The sequence below is a fragment of the Sphingobacterium lactis genome (genome assembly GCF_051951495.1).
In the GTDB taxonomy this organism is placed as follows: domain Bacteria; phylum Bacteroidota; class Bacteroidia; order Sphingobacteriales; family Sphingobacteriaceae; genus Sphingobacterium; species Sphingobacterium lactis_A.
In genome coordinates this window covers 946,553-966,286 of record NZ_JBNHAS010000001.1, presented here as the reverse complement: position 1 = coordinate 966,286, position 19,734 = coordinate 946,553, and the positions used below count along the sequence as shown (strand labels likewise).

Annotated in this window: 13 protein-coding genes; 8 read left to right on the top strand and 5 right to left on the bottom strand. The window is 35.4% G+C overall.

What is annotated here, in order from left to right; translation table 11 throughout:
* Window positions 1-52: 52 nt before the first annotated feature.
* Window positions 53-1,684 carry an ABC-F family ATP-binding cassette domain-containing protein gene (locus ACP6L2_RS04105; protein ID WP_440508028.1) on the top strand — a complete coding sequence of 544 codons (1,632 nt, stop codon included), beginning with the start codon at window positions 53-55 and terminating at the stop codon, window positions 1,682-1,684.
* Window positions 1,685-1,805: 121 nt separating this feature from the next.
* On the opposite strand, the gene ACP6L2_RS04100 is transcribed toward ACP6L2_RS04105, so the two are convergent.
* Window positions 1,806-3,086, bottom strand: a complete 1,281-nt coding sequence (locus ACP6L2_RS04100; RefSeq protein WP_440508027.1) for a WG repeat-containing protein — start codon at window positions 3,084-3,086, stop codon at window positions 1,806-1,808.
* Between the two features lie 737 nt (window positions 3,087-3,823).
* On the opposite strand from ACP6L2_RS04100, the gene ACP6L2_RS04095 reads away from it, so the two are divergent.
* Genes ACP6L2_RS04095 through ACP6L2_RS04085 form a run of 3 tightly spaced genes read left to right on the top strand, consistent with a single transcriptional unit; the run spans window position 3,824 to window position 9,912 of the window.
* A complete protein-coding gene (locus ACP6L2_RS04095; RefSeq protein ID WP_440508026.1) occupies window positions 3,824-6,829 on the top strand; it encodes a SusC/RagA family TonB-linked outer membrane protein in 3,006 nt (1,001 codons plus the stop codon).
* Window positions 6,830-6,848: 19 nt separating this feature from the next.
* Window positions 6,849-8,378: a RagB/SusD family nutrient uptake outer membrane protein gene (locus ACP6L2_RS04090; protein WP_440508025.1), complete on the top strand. Its 1,530-nt coding sequence runs from the start codon at window positions 6,849-6,851 to the stop codon at window positions 8,376-8,378.
* 31 nt (window positions 8,379-8,409) lie between these two features.
* Window positions 8,410-9,912, top strand: a complete 1,503-nt coding sequence (locus ACP6L2_RS04085; protein WP_440508024.1) for a DUF4886 domain-containing protein — start codon at window positions 8,410-8,412, stop codon at window positions 9,910-9,912.
* A 78-nt stretch (window positions 9,913-9,990) separates the two neighbouring features.
* Here ACP6L2_RS04085 and ACP6L2_RS04080 read toward each other — a convergent pair whose 3' ends face one another.
* The 3 genes from ACP6L2_RS04080 to ACP6L2_RS04070 all read right to left on the bottom strand — a co-directional run bounded on the left by ACP6L2_RS04080 (window position 9,991) and on the right by ACP6L2_RS04070 (window position 13,044).
* A complete protein-coding gene (locus ACP6L2_RS04080) occupies window positions 9,991-10,365 on the bottom strand; it encodes a nuclear transport factor 2 family protein (RefSeq protein WP_440508023.1) in 375 nt (124 codons plus the stop codon).
* A 5-nt stretch (window positions 10,366-10,370) separates the two neighbouring features.
* Window positions 10,371-10,589 carry a hypothetical protein gene (locus tag ACP6L2_RS04075; protein WP_440508022.1) on the bottom strand — a complete coding sequence of 73 codons (219 nt, stop codon included), beginning with the start codon at window positions 10,587-10,589 and terminating at the stop codon, window positions 10,371-10,373.
* A gap of 331 nt (window positions 10,590-10,920) precedes the next feature.
* Window positions 10,921-13,044, bottom strand: coding sequence for a catalase (locus ACP6L2_RS04070; protein ID WP_440508021.1), 2,124 nt, complete (start codon window positions 13,042-13,044; stop codon window positions 10,921-10,923).
* A gap of 187 nt (window positions 13,045-13,231) precedes the next feature.
* On the opposite strand from ACP6L2_RS04070, the gene ACP6L2_RS04065 reads away from it, so the two are divergent.
* A complete protein-coding gene (locus ACP6L2_RS04065) occupies window positions 13,232-13,969 on the top strand; it encodes an SDR family oxidoreductase (protein ID WP_440508020.1) in 738 nt (245 codons plus the stop codon).
* A 27-nt stretch (window positions 13,970-13,996) separates the two neighbouring features.
* Window positions 13,997-14,650 (top strand): DUF6766 family protein, encoded by a 654-nt coding sequence (locus ACP6L2_RS04060; RefSeq protein ID WP_440508019.1) that lies wholly within the window; start codon window positions 13,997-13,999, stop codon window positions 14,648-14,650.
* Between the two features lie 19 nt (window positions 14,651-14,669).
* Here ACP6L2_RS04060 and ACP6L2_RS04055 read toward each other — a convergent pair whose 3' ends face one another.
* The gene (locus ACP6L2_RS04055; protein WP_440508018.1) at window positions 14,670-15,242 is read right to left on the bottom strand and encodes an RNA polymerase sigma-70 factor; all 573 of its coding nucleotides are present in this window, start codon (window positions 15,240-15,242) and stop codon (window positions 14,670-14,672) included.
* Between the two features lie 74 nt (window positions 15,243-15,316).
* Between ACP6L2_RS04055 and ACP6L2_RS04050 the strand changes: the two genes are divergently transcribed.
* Window positions 15,317-16,402 carry a FecR family protein gene (locus ACP6L2_RS04050; protein WP_440508017.1) on the top strand — a complete coding sequence of 362 codons (1,086 nt, stop codon included), beginning with the start codon at window positions 15,317-15,319 and terminating at the stop codon, window positions 16,400-16,402.
* Between the two features lie 57 nt (window positions 16,403-16,459).
* Complete coding sequence (locus ACP6L2_RS04045) at window positions 16,460-19,729, top strand: SusC/RagA family TonB-linked outer membrane protein (protein ID WP_440508016.1); 3,270 nt, start codon at window positions 16,460-16,462, stop codon at window positions 19,727-19,729.
* Window positions 19,730-19,734 lie beyond the last annotated feature (5 nt).

Below are 19,734 nucleotides of genomic sequence, written 5' to 3'. Positions count from 1 at the left end.
TTAAACTAAAGCTGAAATAGTATCTTTGCGGCAAAATAAAACCTCGCATATCGTGATAAATGTAAATAACATCTCTGTTTCATTTGGTGGAACTACCCTATTCTCTGATGTCTCATTTTCCATCAATGAAAATGATAAAATCGCCCTTATGGGTAAAAATGGAGCAGGTAAATCTACCTTATTAAAAATTATTGCTGGAGTTGGTAAACCAACAACAGGAAATGTAACTGGACCTAAGGAGGCAGTTATAGCTTACCTTCCACAGCATTTATTGACAGAGGACCATTTAACAGTATTTGAAGAGACTGCAAAGGCTTTTGATGAGGCACAAGGCATGCAAAAAGAGCTGGAAGAATTAAATGAGCAATTGAATATCCGTACGGACTATGAATCCGACGATTACATGAAACTCATTGAAAGAGTCTCTGAGTTAAGCGAAAAATTCTATTCCATAGAAGAGGTAAATTATGATGCTGAAATAGAGAAAGTCTTAAAGGGCTTAGGCTTTGAACGTACAGACTTCAACAGAATGACTTCTGAATTTTCTGGAGGATGGCGCATGCGTATTGAATTGGCGAAAATTCTATTAAAGAAACCAGATTTAATCTTATTGGATGAGCCTACGAACCACATGGACATAGAAAGTATTCAGTGGTTAGAAGATTTCTTGGTAAATCAAGCAAAAGCTGTAATCGTCATTTCCCACGACCGTGCTTTTGTTGACAACATTACCAATAGAACCATTGAGGTCACTATGGGTAAGATTTATGATTATAAGGCCAAATACAGTCATTATTTAGAATTACGTAAAGAACGTCGTCAGCATCAGCTTAAAGCTTATGAGGAACAGCAACGTTTTATTGCAGATAATCAAGAATTCATTGATCGCTTTAAAGGCACCTATTCAAAAACATTACAGGTACAATCCCGAGTTAAGATGTTGGAGAAATTGGAAATTATCCAAATTGATGAAGTTGATACTTCTGCATTACGTTTAAAATTTCCACCTTCTCCTCGCTCCGGAACCTATCCTGTTATGGTTGAGGACTTATCAAAGTCTTACGGAGACCATGTAGTATTTAAGAATGCAAATATGGTTATTGAGCGTGGGCAAAAAGTCGCTTTTGTAGGTAAAAACGGCGAAGGTAAATCAACCATGATCAAAGCTATTATGGGGGAAATAGATTATGAGGGCACCCTTAAAGTAGGTCACAATGCGAAGATTGGGTATTTCGCCCAAAACCAAGCTTCTCTATTGGATGAAGACTTGACGGTTTTTGACACCATAGATCAAATTGCCTTTGGCGATGTACGCGTCAAAATAAAGGATCTCCTAGGAGCTTTTATGTTCAGCGGAGATGATACCACCAAAAAGGTGAAAGTTCTCTCAGGTGGAGAAAAAACACGTCTAGCCATGATCAAATTATTGTTAGAACCAGTGAATGTGCTTATCCTCGATGAGCCAACCAACCATTTGGATATGAAAACCAAAGATATTATCAAGGATGCCCTGCAAGACTTTGATGGAACATTAATACTGGTATCTCACGATCGTGACTTCTTAGATGGTTTAGCAACTAAAGTATTTGAGTTTGGAAACAAACGCGTTAGAGAACATTTCGAAGACATTAAAGGCTTCTTAGAATATAAGAAAATGAGTAGCTTGAAAGAAATTGAGAAGTAAATGGAGATATGAAAATTGAGATGTGGGATATTTGAAATTCTATTCTCATTTACTTTGGAATATATCAACAAACAAAGGGCTGTAAGATTAAACAGCCCTTTGTTTGTAATAATAAATTCTTTTAAAATTCCGGAGCTTTTACAATGACCAACCAATTCCCCTGTTCATCAATTATGCCTTTGGTAGTTTTAATATTATTATCTATGAATTCATGTAGTGAAGCCAACATTTTTCCATTTGCATAGTCTTTTAAGGCGGTATACTTAAAATCTAAAACGACATTTCCTTCTTTATCTACTAAACCATAACTATTACCATGCATGAAGATACCTTTACCATAATCCACTAATTGTCGTAACGTTTCAGAACAATCATAGGTAACCTCTATGTTTTTATTTGAATAACTAGGTTTATAAACACTATTATCGATAAAAACAATTATTTTAGGAAACTTCACCAATTCCTTACCAGTGGAATCAATTAATTGAGCCGGAGTATAGTAATCTTTTTTTACTAAGGCATAACCCTTATAAAAGTCAGTAGCCCGTTCATAATCAGCAGGGATAACTATTTCACCTAATTTATTAATATATCCGATTTTCCCATTCCGGTTAATAACCAAAGCTAATCCTGAATGAAAATCACGAGGTCTAATTGAATAGGTGAAATCAATTATTTGCTTCCCATGAGTATCTATAAATCCCCACAAATTATTTTCATTAGCCACCGCTGCTAACCCTTCAGAAAAACGGGATACAGCAGTATATTTAGCTGGAATAACTAATTCCAATTTCTTATTCATAAAGCCATCAAGCTTATTATCGTAATCAGAAACTTTAGTTAGCCCATCTGCTGAATATGGGGGATAATCAGCATGTGATAAGAATACTGTACTGGCAATAAACATATCACTACTTGAAAATCCACCAGCCTTTTCGGATTTATTCGTGATTAGTTTATAACGTTTCTTATCAAACTTATTAATTACCTCTCCTTTTTTATTGATATAGCCAAACATCCCATCATCAAATTTCACAAAAGTATTATCAGTAATAAAAGACAAACCACTTTTATATTTCCCAGTTCCTACCGTTTTTCCATCAGTATTCATTAGGCTATAAGTCAGATCTTTATTTTTTATTAATAAAACAGAATTCTTCAAACTGATATATTTTTCTTCTAATGAATTGCCTATGGTAATTCCATTTGCAAGTTGATCACCTTTAGAATTATAGATTGCGAATCCTTGATTGGTTTCAATAAAAAATTTATCATCCACAAACTCAGATTCAATGGTATTTCCCGACATTGGAAAAAAACCTCTAATAATTTTAGGTTGCGAAAATGCAAGCGAACTCAATAATAAACCCGTAAAAGTTAAAGAAAATGCGCGTAATTTCATGTTAATAGCAAATTAGTTTCGAATTAATATATATATCATCTAATTTAGGAAAATTAAACAGCTAGGCATATAACTTTTTGCTCCAATGTAGCTTGATGCTGATGCTTATCCTATCCATTAATTTCGCTTCCTATTAACTACCTATTTGCATACTATTTCGCTCCATATTCCTTTGATACTCTAAGGGATTTGCTGCGGATCTGATAGGGATCTCCTTCGGAACTCGTTCGCTTCTAACCGAACGAGTTCCGAAGGAGATCCGAACAAGTTCCGAAGGAGTTCCGAAAGAGTGTAAAAGGAAACCCCTAGGAAACCCCTGTTAATATCAAAGGAAACTCGACGATTAGACATCAAAAAACAGAGGAAAGAGAATTGAAAATCCAAAAGAAATTGAGGAGAAATACCTAGCTTATTTTTATATTTTATAGTTATAATATTATTTATATTTGACCACAATCCCAACCAAATAGCTGTATTATTACCCCATTTTACTACATCATTACTACACAATAATACTAGTGTATTAAAAACACTATATATCAAAAATGTATAGGTTAAAAACTTTTATAACTTTCTGAACATCAGAACGTTATATATATCTAATAAACATAGTGAGATACCCACTCTTTACTGATGTAGTAATGTGTAAATAATAAATTTGTTTTAAAACATATACGTCATAATCTTTGTTTAGATAAATAACAAACTATTCTAGTACCAATATAAATCGAAATTACATGAAGCATTTATTTACTCTATTATGTTTCGTGCTTTCTGTACACCTACTTTTTGCACAGAACACGATAACAGGAACTGTAAAGGACGCGAGTACAATGGCGGTAATTGCGGGGGCGACAGTTTCGGTTAAAGGAAAGGCAGCAGCTACCCAAACCGATGATGCTGGTAAGTTCAGCATTGAGGCAACAGCTACTGATGTCTTACAAATTGCCTACCTAGGTTACACGGCTCAATCTGTCACCGTTGGTTCCCAAAAGGATTTACAAATTTTCTTAGAAAGTACAGACCAAAAACTGGAAGAAGTGGTAGTAGTTGGTTATGGTACGCAACGTAAAGTAGATTTAACTGGAGCCATTGCTCAAGTTAAAGGTGAAGAGATTGCCAATATGCCTAACACTAACCCAATCAGTTCATTACAAGGTAAAGTAGCTGGATTAACCATCAGTAATTCAGGATCTCCAGGTGCAGCACCTACTGTACGGGTACGTGGTGTTAATAGCACGAACAATTCAAATCCGCTATACGTCGTTGATGGAGTTTTACATGACAACATCGACTTTATCAGTCCGCAGGACATTGAAAGCATGGATGTTTTAAAAGATCCATCTTCCATAGCCATTTACGGACTTCGTGGTGCGAGTGGTGTCATTGCTATTACCTTAAAAAAGGCTGCAAGAGGTCAAACAAATGTTAACTTCTCTGGATCTTATGGATTCAATCAAGTACGCGACAGGATTTCAGTAACCGATGCGGAAGGATTTAAGAAATTGTATAATATGCAATTAGCCAATTTAGGCTCAGCAGATTTTGATTACAGCGGTTATACGGCTAATACCAATTGGCAGGATCTAATTTTACGTACTGCATTCAACACCAATAATAACTTAAGCATCAGCAATTCAAGTGAGAAAACCACAACTCATATAAGCCTAGGATACAGTAAACAAGAAGGTGTGGTTAGAAATGGTGATTATGAACGATTTGTTGCTCGCCTAAATGAAGAAATCAGAATTTCTGATCGCATTAAGGTAGGTGGTGATTTATCTGGATCTTATTGGAACATGACACCTACTAACGTAAGCATTACCAATGCTTTATGGGCAGCACCTATTGTTCCTATTCAATATGATGAAAGTACCTACTACAGCATGCCTTCTTTCCAAAGAGCACAAGTGGGAAACCCAATGGCAACCTTGAATAGATTGGCAGGGACCTCCCTACCGCGTGGTTACCGTTTTGTAGGAAGCTTATTTGCTGAAATTAGTATACTAGACAACTTAAAATGGAAGTCCACTGTGTATGCTGATTTAGGTTTTAATAACTCTCGCGGATATACACCTCTTCCATTCCATTACATGAATATTGGTGAAAATGGCGGTCAAAATGTGATCACATTTGATGAAAACCAAAAAACTTCCGTCTCTCAATCTTCAGAAGAATTCAGACGCTTTCAACAGGACCATACTTTAACATTTGAAGAAACAATTGATGAAGATCATCGATTGACTGCTGTTGCCGGTATGACCACTGTTTATAATGATCAAACAGGAATGAATGGTTCTCGAAGAGATACAACCTTAAATGTTCCCAATAACCCTGACCTATGGTATTGGAATATTATCAACCAAACCAGTAATCCACAGGGTTCTTACAGTGGTTATGGTTCAAAGAGCAGTATCATTGGTGCATTTGCCCGTGTTAACTATGCTTTCCAAGATAAGTATTTAGTAAACGCCACTGTACGTCGTGATGGTAGTTCTAAATTTGCTCCTAAAAATCGTTGGGGAACATTCGGTTCAGTAGGTCTTGGTTGGGTGCTTTCAGAAGAGAACTTTTTCCAAAATGTGGAGAAGATTAATTTCATGAAACTACGCTTCGCTTGGGGGATGATTGGAAATCAGAATGGTGTGCCAGATTTTATCTACTTACCAGGAGTACGAAACTCTGCGACCGCTATTTTTGGCGATAATGTCTATACTTCGGTAGAAGCTAAATTAATCCCAGATCCTAATTTACATTGGGAAGTTGTACGAGGAATGGATTTAGGTTTAGAAATCAAAGCATTTGAAAACAAACTTAGTGCTGAATTCAATCTATATGACCGTACAACCTCTGATATTTTAACCTCCTTTTTAGCGCCAGGGCAATCAATCCCTTACTTTTCCAACTTAGGAAAGATTACCAATAAGGGTATTGAAACAACATTAGGTTGGAACAATAGCTTTGGAGATTGGAAATACAGTGTCAGTGCAAACTACAGTTTCAACAAAAACGTCGTAAATTCTATTGGAGAAAATATTGATTTCCAAATCTTAGGTAATAATGGAGCCAACGTGACGGAATCAGGTCAATCGATTGGATATTTTTACGGATACAAACAAGCAGGCATTTACCAAACTGCTAATGAGGTAGCCAATACACCTTCTATGCCGAATTCATTGCCTGGAGACATCAAATACGAAGACATCAATAACGATGGTAAAATAGATCCAGAGGATCGTACTTACTTAGGCACTCCCTTCCCTCCACATAGTTTTGGTTTAAATTTCAATTTGAGTTATAAAGGAATTGACTTGCAATTGGAAGGAAATGGTGTTGCTGGAAATAAAATCTACGCTATTCGTAGAACAAGTAATTTTGCTCCACTTAACTATGAAACCAATCGTTTAGATGCATGGACAGGTCCAGGCAGCAGTAATGTTGAACCTATCTTAGACAACAGCCGTGGAAACAATTACCTATTCAGTAACTACTTTTTGGAGCCAGGTGATTATTTCCGAATCAGGACAGTCCAAATTGGTTATAACTTGCCAAATACCATCTTTGGTGATTCATTCGTCAAAAAAGCAAGGGTATTCTTTAATGCCCAAAACTTAAAGACGTGGAGTAAGGTAACAGGATTCTCACCAGAAGCTTCTATTGGAAGTATTACAGCTGGTGGAGTGGACAATGGTTCTTATCCAGTACCTGCAACTTATACATTCGGAGTAAATTTTGGTTTTTAATTATTAAATGAGATCAGTTATGTCAAATTATATAAAATTTACCCTCTTAGCAGCCGTTTCCATGATACTGTGGAGTGGTTGTTCCAAATTTCTTGATACACAACCTCAAGGAGAATATACAGAAGATAATTACCCCTATCCTGCTGGTGGAGGTCCCTTTGATAGCTACCTATTTGGTGCATATAATGAATTAAGAAGTTATAATATCCATGTTGATGGATTTGTCAATGCATTTTCTATTCGAAGTGACGATGCTGACAAAGGTAGTACCGCCTCTGATGGTGGAGCTGACGTAATTTCTATGGATAATTTCCCAGTGCTACCAAGTTCTGGTCGTGCAAATGCATTATGGACTGGCCATTTTGGTCTTATCAATAAATGTAATACAGCCATTAGCTTTATCGACAGTGTTGGTGAAAGCGTAGGAACGGAGGATTTAAGATTACAAGGGCTAGCAGAAATGCGATTCTTAAGAGGATATGCCTATTTCAATTTAGTTCGTTTATTTGGCCGTGTTCCAAAAATGGATAAGAAAATTGAAAATGTAAGTTCTCCGGTTAACATTCCTCAAAGTACCGCCGCTGAGATATACACCTTTATTGAAGAAGATTTAAAATATGCCATTCAATATTTACCTGTTTCTTGGGATGCTAAATTCAACGGACGTGTAACTAAAGGAGCTGCTAACGGAATACTAGCAAAAGTTTACTTACAACAACATAAGTGGCAACAAGCTTATGATGCTGCGAACTTAGTTAGAAATTCAGGTCAATATGATCTTTCAGTTGATTATAACAAAATCTTTAGTGAAGAAGGCGAAAACACAAAAGAATCTGTATTTGAAATTCAAGCTACAGCTTCTCCTGCTGTTACGCAGGCAAATGGTATACAATATGCCAGTTTACAAGGTGTTCGTGGTTCGAATAACTGGAATTTAGGCTGGGGTTGGAATACACCTAGCGAATCATTAGAGGCTGCCTATGAAACCGGAGATCCTAGAAAAGCTAGAACTATTTTATATTCAAGTACATCAGCTGTAAAGAATAAATCCATTTTTGGTGAGGATATGCCTATTTATCCAACTGATGTTCCAAATCCAAGGTATAATCATAAAGTGTTGAGCAGTCCTAACCTCAGAAATACAATTAGTAGAGGATCTTGGTGGATGAATGTTAGAATTTTGCGTTACGCTGATGTTGTCTTAATGTTTGCAGAAGCAGCTAATGAATTAGGTAAATCTGAAGAAGCGCGTACAGCAGTTAATGAAATCCGAGCAAGAGCAAGAAGAGGTGCTGCAGCTGGCGTTTTACCTGACATCACAGAAACTGATCAGGCAAGTCTTAGAAACAGGATTAGACAAGAACGTCGCGTTGAATTAGGTATGGAACACGACCGTTTCTTTGATTTAGTTCGTTGGGGAACTGCACAAACAGCTTTACATGCTGCAGGAAAAACCAACTTTCAAAATGGCCGAGATGTCCTGTTACCAATTCCGCAGACACAAATCGACTTAAGTAAGAATTTATTGACCCAAAATCCAGGTTATTAAACCAGTGATTTACCTTAATACTTAAGAAATTATGAATACGATATATCATAAACTAAAATATGGATTAGCGGTCCTAATGGTCCTAACGCTTTTCTTTTCTTGTTCTAAGGATGGTAATCCGAATAAAATTGGACCTGCTGATCTGACTGGAAAACAAGGAGGCTCTAATGATGGCGTGATCCGAATATTAGCAATAGGAAACAGCTTTTCTGAAGATGCTATTGAAACCCATTTATACAACCTAGCAAAAGAAGCAGGCAAAACAGTTATTATAGGCAACCTTTATATTGGTGGAGCCTCATTAGAACAACATAAATTGAATGTGGAGAAGAATGCCTCTATTTATTCTTACCGCAAAATAGGAACTGATGGTGTTAAGCGAACTTTTGAAAAAACATCCATTAAAACAGCCCTTGCTGATGAACATTGGGATTATATTTCTTTTCAACAAGTCAGTCAAAATTCGGGACAATTAGAAACTGTTCAAGCAGCATTGCCTACCGTATTTAACTTTGTTAAAGAAAATGCATTGAATCAAAATGTTAAATACATTTATCATCAAACATGGGCATATGCTCAAAACTCGACACATTCTGGTTTCGTCAATTACGATAAGGACCAAATGAAAATGTACCAAGCCATTGTGGATGTATCTCAAAAGGTGAAAAATATCGTTCCTATTGATATCATTATACCTGCTGGAACAGCTATTCAAAATGGGAGAACTTCCGTTGTCGGAGATAATTTTACCAGAGATGGCTACCATTTGACCATTCCAATGGGACGTTTTACGGCTGCCTGTACATGGTTTGAAACTTTATTTGGTCAATCTGCTGTTGGCATGGCTTATAAACCCGAAGGTTTATCTGCTTTTGAGATAAGTATTGCACAGAATGCTGCGCACATGGCGGTATTAAAACCATACGAAGTCACTACGATGACAGATTTCCAAGGCGGAGCAGGCGGACCATTGACAAGTGCCGTGTTAATTGATTTTGGAAATAATACTCCTTCCGAGAGATGGAATCAAGTCAATTCTTTCTTAGCAGGAACTCAAATCAATATGAAAGATAGTTTGGGTTCTTATGTGGGTGTCAAATTAAGTCTTACAGAGCGATTTAACGGAGTTAATGCAGATGGGCCTACAACCACCAATACACCATTAAACATGCCAGCTAACGTCTCCAAATACTCGTATTTTGGAAACTCCAAAGGAGCTTTTGGAGGATTGACGATTAAACAATCGGTATTTGAACTGACAGGTTTAGATAAAAACCTAACTTATAGCCTTTCATTCTTCGGAGCTAGAGGTGGTGTCTCGGATAATAGAGAAACAAAATACATTTGTACAGGAGCAAATGAAGTTTCAGTAGCATTAAACACCTCAAGTAATACTAATAAAATTGTTGTTGCTAAAGGTGTTAAACCTGATGCGTCTGGAAAAATAAAGGTTACTGTAACTTCTGGAGAAAACAATAATAACAGTACAGGATTTTATTATATTTCTGCAGTTAGACTGATGTCATCAAATTAAACAGTTAATATATATTTAAAAAAGGACCGCTGATTGGTGGTCCTTTTATTTTTGATAATGATTTAAAAAATTTTTTATTTAATCCTGTGTTTGATTTTCTACTTCTGTATGAAGGACACATTTCCATTCCTCGTTCTTTCTAATCCAAGTGGATGTACAAGAACAGGTGGATTTTTGAGTATTCCCTTCCATTCCAGTTTCCATTTCAATTTCATACGCAATAACTGCTGTATCAGTTGATAATTTCCGTTCCACTACATGATCGATATTCAAGATTTTTATCTTGTAATCCTTGCCTTGCTCAAATAGCTTTTTAAATGTTATTTCATCAACTTCACGAACACCATTCTTACTGGCAACAATACATGGAAATTCAGTTAGCTGACTTACAATTCCATAATCGTAAGATTCCATGCCTTTCCAATATGCTCTTTCTTTTTCTAATATCTCCATCACAATTATTTATTTATTTGTTCTTTAAATCGTTGCAATTCTTGGTCAATATATTCCGGCCATTGTTGCAAACCTTCGCGGATAACCTTCTCTCCTATTGTAGGATCTTCCGCATTAGACTTTTGTTGGGCTTCTACTTGTAGACGGTCCAAATATATTTGATCAGGTTTCTTAGTTAACTCGTTCGAGTTTTTATTCATTTCCGGATTGATTTCCATATTCATATTCCTTTTGTTTATCTAAGAAACAATTACTTGAAGGAACTTGTTTTTATTTAAATGCACTGAGTGGAAATAATAAAATTCAGAATTTATTTTTTAGTATGAACAAGAACTATTTTGCGTTTAGTTGATTCAATATTTAAACATACTACTGCAAACAGAATAGTATTGTCAGTAAAAGAAATTACAATCCGCTTTGTAATGGACTAACAATGCCCTAAGACAGGTTAGGGCGTTGTTATTATTTTAAATCTTACTCATATTCATCGAATATCTTCAAATATGAAAAAGGCATTAAATTGATATATTTAATGCCTTTTCAAATTATTTTAAATTATACTGCGACTTTTCGAGCTTTCTCTCGGTCCCAAATTCGGTGACCTTTCATGATATGAATAAAATCTTTAACCATATTTCCTTGAGATTCTAAGATTACTCCTTTATCTTTTTCCTCCTTCGAGAAAAGGCTTTTATTTATTAACTCTTCAGCTCCTTTTGCAAATGCTAAAGCTTTACAATGGCGGAATGTTTCATTAATAAATTGAAAATAATCAGGTTCTTGAGAAAGAATAGCAATGGAATCACCATCAGGAGTATAACAAGCGTCATAGCATACAGAAGCTTCTGTTAAATAGGAAAATTGCACTAATTCTTCCGAACCGTCATTATATTTGAGGTTACCGACATGTGTGGAAATCAAAACGGCATGTGCTCCTTCTTTCTGAAGGGCATTGCGCATAAGATCAACGTTTTTCTTATTTACTCCATCTGCGACTAAAACAGCTACCTTTCTAGATTTAATAGTTCCTTCTTCTGGATTAATCGCCATACTTAATGCTGATGACTTAGTAATTTCTGGTTTAGGAGCTTTAATAGGATACTTTTCAAAGTTTTGTCGAGCAAATTGTAAAGTTAAAGGATCCAATTCTTTTGGTGGCTCAATACCTAAATTAGAACCCACCTGTTTAGCCAGACCAGCATCGATTTGATTTAATATTGCTAATTCACGTTTTCGAACATTAAGGTCCTTTACTTTGGATAGTTCAAAACTATAAGCATTTATGATATGTTCTTTTTCATACTCGGACTGCGATTGAAAGAAAAGCTTTGCTTGAGTGAAGTGATCAGCAAAAGATGGTGATCTACCTCTTATTTTTTTAGCATCAATCTTTTCCGAATGAGATTCAAATCCTTTTTCTCCCTTTAACATAGCATGATATGGACAGCCTTCAGCTAGACTATTGGGGAAATAAGAAACATTTCCTTTTAATATATCCTGTCTTCCAAAACCATCTTTTTGATTATTGGATTTACCGTTGACTGGTCTATTGATTGGAAGCTCATGAAAATTAGGACCTCCTAGTCTGTAGTTTTGTGTATCTGCATAGGAAAATACCCTGCCTTGTAAAAGTGGATCATTACTAAAATCTATCCCTGGAACTAGTCTTCCTGGGTCAAAAGCTATTTGTTCTGTTTCTGCGAAGAAATTCTCAGGATTACGATTTAGCGTCATCGTACCGATTATTTTTAGGGGCACCAATTCTTCAGGAATAATCTTAGTAGGGTCTAATAAATCGAATGAAAATTTCATTTCATCCTCCTCTGGAATTAATTGAACAGCCAGATCCCATTGAGGAAAATCCCCCTTCTCAATAGCTTCCCATAGGTCACGTCTATGAAAGTCTGCATCGTATCCAGATATTTTTTGTGCTTCCTGCCAAGCAACAGAATGCACTCCTAAGCGAGGTTTCCAATGAAACTTTACAAAAGTTGCTTTTCCTTGATCATTTAAAAACTTAAAGGTGTGCACACCAAATCCTTCCATCATTCGAAATGAACGTGGAATTGCTCGGTCAGACATCAACCATAATGACATGTGCGCTGATTCAGGCATTAAAGAAATAAAGTCCCAAAAGGTATCATGTGCTGAGGCAGCTTGTGGCATTTCGTTGTTAGGCTCAGGCTTTACAGCATGTACAACATCTGGAAACTGCATAGCATCCTGAATAAAAAACACTGGAATATTATTTCCAACCAAATCATAATTTCCTTCTTCTGTATAAAACTTAACAGAAAACCCACGAACATCTCTCGCTAAATCTGTAGATCCTTTAAAACCTGCAACAGTAGAGAAGCGAGCAAATAATGGAGTAACAGTACCTTTCTGAAGAAATTTTGCTCTCGTTATGTCGGATATATCTGCAGTAGCTTCAAATATCCCATGTGCGCCTGAACCCCTAGCATGCACTACCCGTTCTGGAATTCGCTCTCGATCAAAATGGGCAAGTTTATCTTGATAAATAAAATCCTCTAACAAAGATGGGCCCCTTTCACCTGCCTTCAACGTATTGTTGTTATCATGAATCAGAACCCCATCATTGCTGGTCATTCCTTTATCAGCATTATTAATGAGATGCTGATCAATCTGCTTGGTTTTTTTGTTTTCCTTAGATTTCATGTCCTAAATACTTTTTAAAATTTAATGTGAATTTCGGTTGACTAATTGCCCTATAAACAGTATTACAATAGATTTAGTTTGCCAAGTTTTCTAGTTTCATGAATAATTAATAACAATTCATGTTCAACCATATAGGTGATTACTTGTTAACCATACAAGAGGATTAGATAAAATAAAAATTCACTACATGAGGATAAAAGAAAATATACAAGTATTTATTACAGGGGGAACATCCGGAATTGGTAAGGCGATTTGCCTATACTTATTGGAAAAAGGTTATACTGTTTTTATTATAGGTAGAAATCCTAACAAATTAAAAAAACTACAAGAAGAAGTAAAAGTTTTAGGTTTGGAAGATTCATTTAATGGTGAATTATTAGATCTTGAGAATTTAGAACATGTAAAGGGACGTATTCCGAAAATCTGGAATCAATACGGTCCTTTTCATGTATTAATAAATAATGCAGGTGTTGGATTTGGTGGAATTAAAGGATCTGATTATATGCAACTATTTAAAATGATACGTATAAACCTAGATGCTTATTTATATTTAGCTGGATATTTCTCCCAACAGATGCAGCAAGACTCCCTATCTGGTGATATCATAAATATTGGTTCTATGAGTGCTGATAGTAGAGAAGCGGGCAGTACGGGATATGTAGCCAGTAAAAGTGCTGTACAAGGTTTTACAGAATCCTTGCGCAAGGAAGTAAATCCTTTAGATATACGAGTGTGTTTGATAGAACCGGCTGCTGTAAGTACCGGAATGCAGAACATGAGTGAAAAGAAAAAGATTGAAAAAATAAAACAACAAGAAATGCTTGCTGCTGAAGATTTGGCGAAGTTGGTGTATTTTATTTTACAACAAGACCGGAGAATTACATTCCCAGAAATAAAAATAAAAGCGCTAAAGCAGATTATTTAAAATCGTTTTTAATTTAATTACCTTGATATGAAACCTGGATTTCTATATAGAAATAGCCTATCTATTGCCTTTATTACCTTATTTTTCTTAGCCATGATTGCTCAGGTATATTTTGGTTGGAAAGAAAATTCGAAAGATTATGAAGAGGCTGGTAAAACCTTAGCATTATCCAGCTACCTATTCTCTGGACATTTTATTGCTGCAACCTTTGAGAATTTTCAAAGTGAATTTTTACAGATGGCGATGTATGTTTTTGTGACGATCTATCTGAGGCAACAAGGTTCCGCAGAATCAAAAAAAATTGGAGTCAAAGAAGAAGTTGATAGAGAACCGATACCTCATGAAAATGCACCATATCCTGTTAAAAAAGGAGGATTTATATTAAAGATTTATGAAAATTCTCTAACCATTGCTTTTTTATTGCTTTTCGTATTATCTGCTGGGTTTCATTTTTATGGAAGTTTTCAGAATTACAAGGCTGAACAAGTATTAGCTGGCAAGCCTGATTTAACATTATTACAATTTATAAACGAACCGCGATTTTGGTTTGAGACATTCCAAAATTGGCAAAGTGAATTTCTTTCAGTAGCATCTATTGTCATCCTCAGCATATTCTTAAGACAAAAAGGATCACCGGAATCAAAACCAGTGGATAGTCCTAATTCAGAGACAGGAAAATAAGCAATAAAATACTCAAGGTTTAAAAGCTAAAGGTTAATGCCAAATAAACAGATTCATTCTTTTTCCGAATAAAGGCTAAAGCTTGTGTGATATAGTTTTCGACTGTTCGTTTAGAAATTTGTAAACTTTCTGCAATTTCATCATTGCTCTTGTTCTCAAACCTACTTAGTACAAAAACTAGTCGACATTGATTGGGTAATTGGCCAACATTGGTCTCAATATGTTGCATTAAGTCCTTTGCCTCCAAATACTTTTGAGGGGTTACTTTATTGATTTCCTCCAAATAATGGCTCAAGTGAATAATATATTTATTCTTTACCTTCTCAGAGCGAAAGAAATTAAATATCTGATATTTCATGGCATTAAATAAATAGCCATAAATTGATTTATTAACTTGATCTTTATTCGTCCAGAAGTCACTAAATACATTCTGCAAAAGATCTTCTGCAATTCGCTTGTCTCCTACCTTATGCAAAGCAAACTTCAAAAGATCCTTACTAACCTTATCGTAAATAAGATTAAATGCTTTATCAGGATCTTGCTGTAAGAGCGCTATAGCTTCTTTTTCGAACAATAAATCAACTTCACTCACAATAATTAAAAAAAAGAAAAATATTTCTATGTGTTAAGGTAGTCTTGGGTTACTATAATTCAAAGCCAATATTTATGAACCGTAGAATTTCTAAAATTATTAAAAAAATTATTAATAAGAAAATATCGGAACAAGAGGAAAACATAATTGAAGACTGGTTCAATTCTTTACACATGGAAGTTAAAGAAGATTGGTCAGATTCTGAACTAAAAAACTTAAAAGAAAGGATCCACAATAAAATTCAACCAAGGCCATTTCCATATTGGACTGTTGCAGCTGCTGCTATTTTACTCATTGCATTTGGATTATTAGGTGTAAAATTATTAAGTACAAAATCTGAAATACAGCACATAGCAACAGAATCCTTAGAAATTAAACCCGGTGAATTTAACGGGGTACTGAAACAAGATGGTCATAAGGATATCGCTTTAATTGATCTTCAAGTTGATTCCATCTATTCCTTCAATGGAATTTGCTTACAAAGAATTGATTCAAATGAAGTAAAGATTATCCCGCTACCGAATAGTCTTATTCAAAGACAAATGATTCAGGCCCCAAGAGGATCCAATATCGTTGTACAATTAGTAGATGGCACGAGAGTTACATTGAATGCCAATGCTAGTTTAGTTTTCCCAACCCAATTTAGTTCATCTGAAAGAAGAGTCTCCTTAACAGGTGAAGGTTATTTTGAAGTTACCAAAGACAAGAATCACCCTTTCCGAGTGGAGATTGGACCTAGTACTATTCAGGTATTAGGAACAAAATTCAATGTCAATTATAAACCAAACCAAATCATGTCTACCAAACTGTTTGAAGGGAAAATACAGGTAAGTCATCCGAATTTCAAGGTCGTAATATTACCTGGAAATGAGATTATGGTTCATCCCGATGGTCAATATCAATTGAATGCCTTTAATCTTGCGAAAGGGAACCCTTGGAAAGACGGCCGTATAGACTTAGATGGCAAAAACATCAAGGAAATCATGTCTGAGGTAGCTGATTGGTATAATGTAGAAGTTGACTTTGAAAATGCTGATACCTCTTTGAAATACATGGGAGAGATTTCCAAGTTTTCTGATATATATGACCTACTTGAAACATTAAGCCTAGCTAAAGGAAATCAGTTTGAAATAAAAGGAAGGAGGATTATCGTGAAATAAAAACTTACTCATTATTAATCATCAAATTTTACTTAATAACCTAGATATACCAAAATTATGAAATATATATACGTGCTCTTTTTTGCCTTATTTTTTTATAATGCAATAGCAAAATCTGCACAGAATGTTAGAATAACCAACAAGGATAAAACTTTAGAAGAATGTCTTCTTCAGATAAAAAAGCAGACTGGTTATAACATTATTTACTTGGATAAGGCCATCAATTTAAATGAACCTGTTAAAGTTGACCTGGCAAACTTATCCTTAGAACAAACGCTTAAAACCTTATTGAAAAATCAAGATGTTTCATTCGAAATCAAGAATAAAACAATAGCGCTATTTAAGATTAAAAATAACCAACAACGTACCATCGGTATTAAAGTGCTGACCTCTTCAGGCGAAAACATTCCTAAGGCGAGTATTTTTGTTGAAAATCCAAGACATGTAATTGGACAAACTGATAATCAAGGTGTTTTTCGTGGTCAAATCCCAAGAGATTGTAAGCAAATACGAATTCGACATTTAAGCTACCAAGATGCATTAATTTCAATTGACCAAAAAGATACTTATGTCATTAACCTTGTCGATAAGGAGAACCAATTGGAAGAATTTGTAATCACAGGTATCTATACAAGGGATAAGGAGAGTTTTACTGGATCGTCCAAAACCTATACAGGTAAGGAACTTAAAATGATAAGTAACACCAATATCCTTCAAGCATTAAAAACCTTAGACCCTTCATTTACCTTAGAAGACAATAACTTAATGGGTTCTGACCCCAATGTATTACCAGATGTAAATATCCGTGGAAAGACTAGCGTAATTGGTTTAAGACAACAATTTAGTACTGATCCCAATCAACCACTATTTATCCTTGATGGCTTTGAGTCTAGTATAGGGGTCATCTTTGATTTGTCTATGGATAGAGTGGCTTCGATTACCTTATTAAAAGATGCAGCGGCGACTGCAATTTATGGATCAAAAGCTGCCAATGGTGTTGTGGTGGTGGAAACTGTACGTCCTAAAAGTGGCAAGTTACAACTCTCTTTGAGCAATAACTCCAGTTTTAGCTTTGCTGACCTATCTGATTACAATTTAATGAATGCAGAAGAGAAAATTAATTTTGAACGACTTTCACAATTCTATGGGCCATTAGATGAAAATGGCAATATCATCTCCGAATATGAGGCTGCACAATACAATCTTCGATTAGCAGAAGCCAAAAGAGGAGTTGATTCCTACTGGATGAGCGAACCATTAAGAAATGCATTCTCTTCACGTCATAATATTTTCGCCGAAGGTGGCGACCAAAATATGCGCTATGGAATAGGCTTCAATTATGGAAATACAGCAGGCGTAATGAAAGGTTCCAACCGTAGGTTACTAGGTGGAAATGTCAGACTGATCTATCGGATGAATAACTTCTCATTCTCCAATAATTTCACAATTGACAATAATAAGGCTGACAATAACGTGGTAAACTTTTCTGAATTCTCTAAAATGAACCCATATTATAGAAAATATGATGAACGAGGAGACATTTTAAAAATCGTAGAAAGCTTTACCAGTTTTGGAGGTGCTGTAACTAATCTTTATAATCCGATGTATGATTTTTACTTGAAAAGTTTCAATAATAATCAGAACACTGAGTTAAGAAACAACTTTGACGCGGATTGGCGGATACTAAATGAATTGAGAGTAAGAGGAAGATTTTCCTTTGCCAAGAGTTATAGTAAAGGTCAAGTTTTTACCTCACCTTTCGCAAGTAACTATACTACTGTAGTATCTGAGTCGAAAGGTCGCTTTTCAGAATCAAATGGAGGAATGAAAAAATTTGACACAGACTTTAGTGCTACTTATGGTAAAAGTTTTGGTGAAAAAAATTATCATACATTAAATGCAGTGATTGGGATGCGCGCAAATTTGTCTACTGATGAAAACTCTTCTTACAGTGTATCAGGATATAAAGACGAAGAATATTGGGCACCAAAATTTGCAGTTGGATATACACAAGGAACGAAACCAGCCTATCAATTTAGCGACCGAAGGTCATTAAGTTACTACAGTAACGCAGGATATTCCTTTAGAAACAGGTATTTAGTTGATTTAAACTTCAGAAAAGATGGTTCTTCTTTATTTGGTGCCAGAAATCGCTTTACGGATACCTGGGCCTTTGGTTTAGCCTGGAACATTCATCAAGAGCCTTTCATGGAGAAGATTAAAGATCAAATAAGCTTATTGAAATTGAGATCTTCATTTGGTAATCCAGGTAATCAGAACTTCGATGCCTATATGACCATGAATACCTATACGTATAATCTAAATTATCCTAATCCTTTTGGCTTAAGTGCTTTGATAAGCGATTGGGGAAATCCACACCTTAAGTGGCAAAAAACGCTCGATCAAAATTATGGAGTTGATATAGAATTTTTAAAACGCAAGTTCTATGTGAATTTTGATTATTTCTATAAATCAACAGACCCATTGTTGATCTATGTGGAGATACCAACTTCGACAGGTACTGGTACTATTGCCCAAAATATTGGAGCACAAAAAACGAAAGGTCTAACAGCTACGTTAAACTATCGCGCCATTCAACGGGATGACTTGTTATGGAATATCAATTTCAATTTAAGAAAAATGAAATCAACCTATTACAAAATAGGTAATTCACTGAAAACCATAAACGAAGAAAATAAAAGTAGGAATCTACAACGCTATTATGATGGAGCAAGTACAACAGATCTATGGGCCGTCAAATCCTTGGGAATTGATCCTGCAACCGGAAGAGAGATTTTTGAGAAAAAAGATGGCAGCCAAACCTTTGTCCACGATTATAGTGATGAACAAGTTTTAGGTAACTCCACCCCTACTGCTGAAGGTGTTGTTGGAACTATGCTTGCATACAAGGGCTTTAGCTTTTCTGCTAATTTCAGATACCGCTATGGTGGACAAATATTCTTAAACACCTTGTATTCAAAGGTTGAAAACATCTCACCTGAAGGTCTAAGGTATAATCAAGATAAAAGGGCGCTTTATGATAGATGGCAAAAACCAGGAGATGAGTCCTTATATAAAGCCATTTCATTGACTCAAACCACCCCTATTTCATCGCGGTTTTTAGCGGATGAAAATACCTTTAGTTGTGAATCTGTCTCTTTGGGTTATGAAAGTATTGGAAATTGGACCAAAAAACTAGGCCTTTCTTCTTTTCAAAGTAGAATGTACATGAATGAAATATTTCGCTTATCAACAGTGAGAAATGAAAGAGGAATTAACTTCCCTTTTGCAAGAACAGTTTCATTTTCCATTAGTGCAAGGTTTTAAGATTA

Bases quoted from the DNA above. Each gene is read 5' to 3' on its own strand.
- ACP6L2_RS04065 (WP_440508020.1), top strand. From the start codon at position 13,232: ATGAGGATAAAAGAAAATATACAAGTATTTATTACAGGGGGAACATCC.
- ACP6L2_RS04070 (WP_440508021.1), bottom strand. From the start codon at position 13,044: ATGAAATCTAAGGAAAACAAAAAAACCAAGCAGATTGATCAGCATCTC.
- ACP6L2_RS04080 (WP_440508023.1), bottom strand. From the start codon at position 10,365: ATGGAGATATTAGAAAAAGAAAGAGCATATTGGAAAGGCATGGAATCT.
- ACP6L2_RS04045 (WP_440508016.1), top strand. From the start codon at position 16,460: ATGAAATATATATACGTGCTCTTTTTTGCCTTATTTTTTTATAATGCA.
- ACP6L2_RS04095 (WP_440508026.1), top strand. From the start codon at position 3,824: ATGAAGCATTTATTTACTCTATTATGTTTCGTGCTTTCTGTACACCTA.
- ACP6L2_RS04050 (WP_440508017.1), top strand. From the start codon at position 15,317: ATGAACCGTAGAATTTCTAAAATTATTAAAAAAATTATTAATAAGAAA.
- ACP6L2_RS04060 (WP_440508019.1), top strand. From the start codon at position 13,997: ATGAAACCTGGATTTCTATATAGAAATAGCCTATCTATTGCCTTTATT.
- ACP6L2_RS04090 (WP_440508025.1), top strand. From the start codon at position 6,849: ATGTCAAATTATATAAAATTTACCCTCTTAGCAGCCGTTTCCATGATA.
- ACP6L2_RS04075 (WP_440508022.1), bottom strand. From the start codon at position 10,589: ATGAATATGGAAATCAATCCGGAAATGAATAAAAACTCGAACGAGTTA.
- ACP6L2_RS04100 (WP_440508027.1), bottom strand. From the start codon at position 3,086: ATGAAATTACGCGCATTTTCTTTAACTTTTACGGGTTTATTATTGAGT.
- ACP6L2_RS04085 (WP_440508024.1), top strand. From the start codon at position 8,410: ATGAATACGATATATCATAAACTAAAATATGGATTAGCGGTCCTAATG.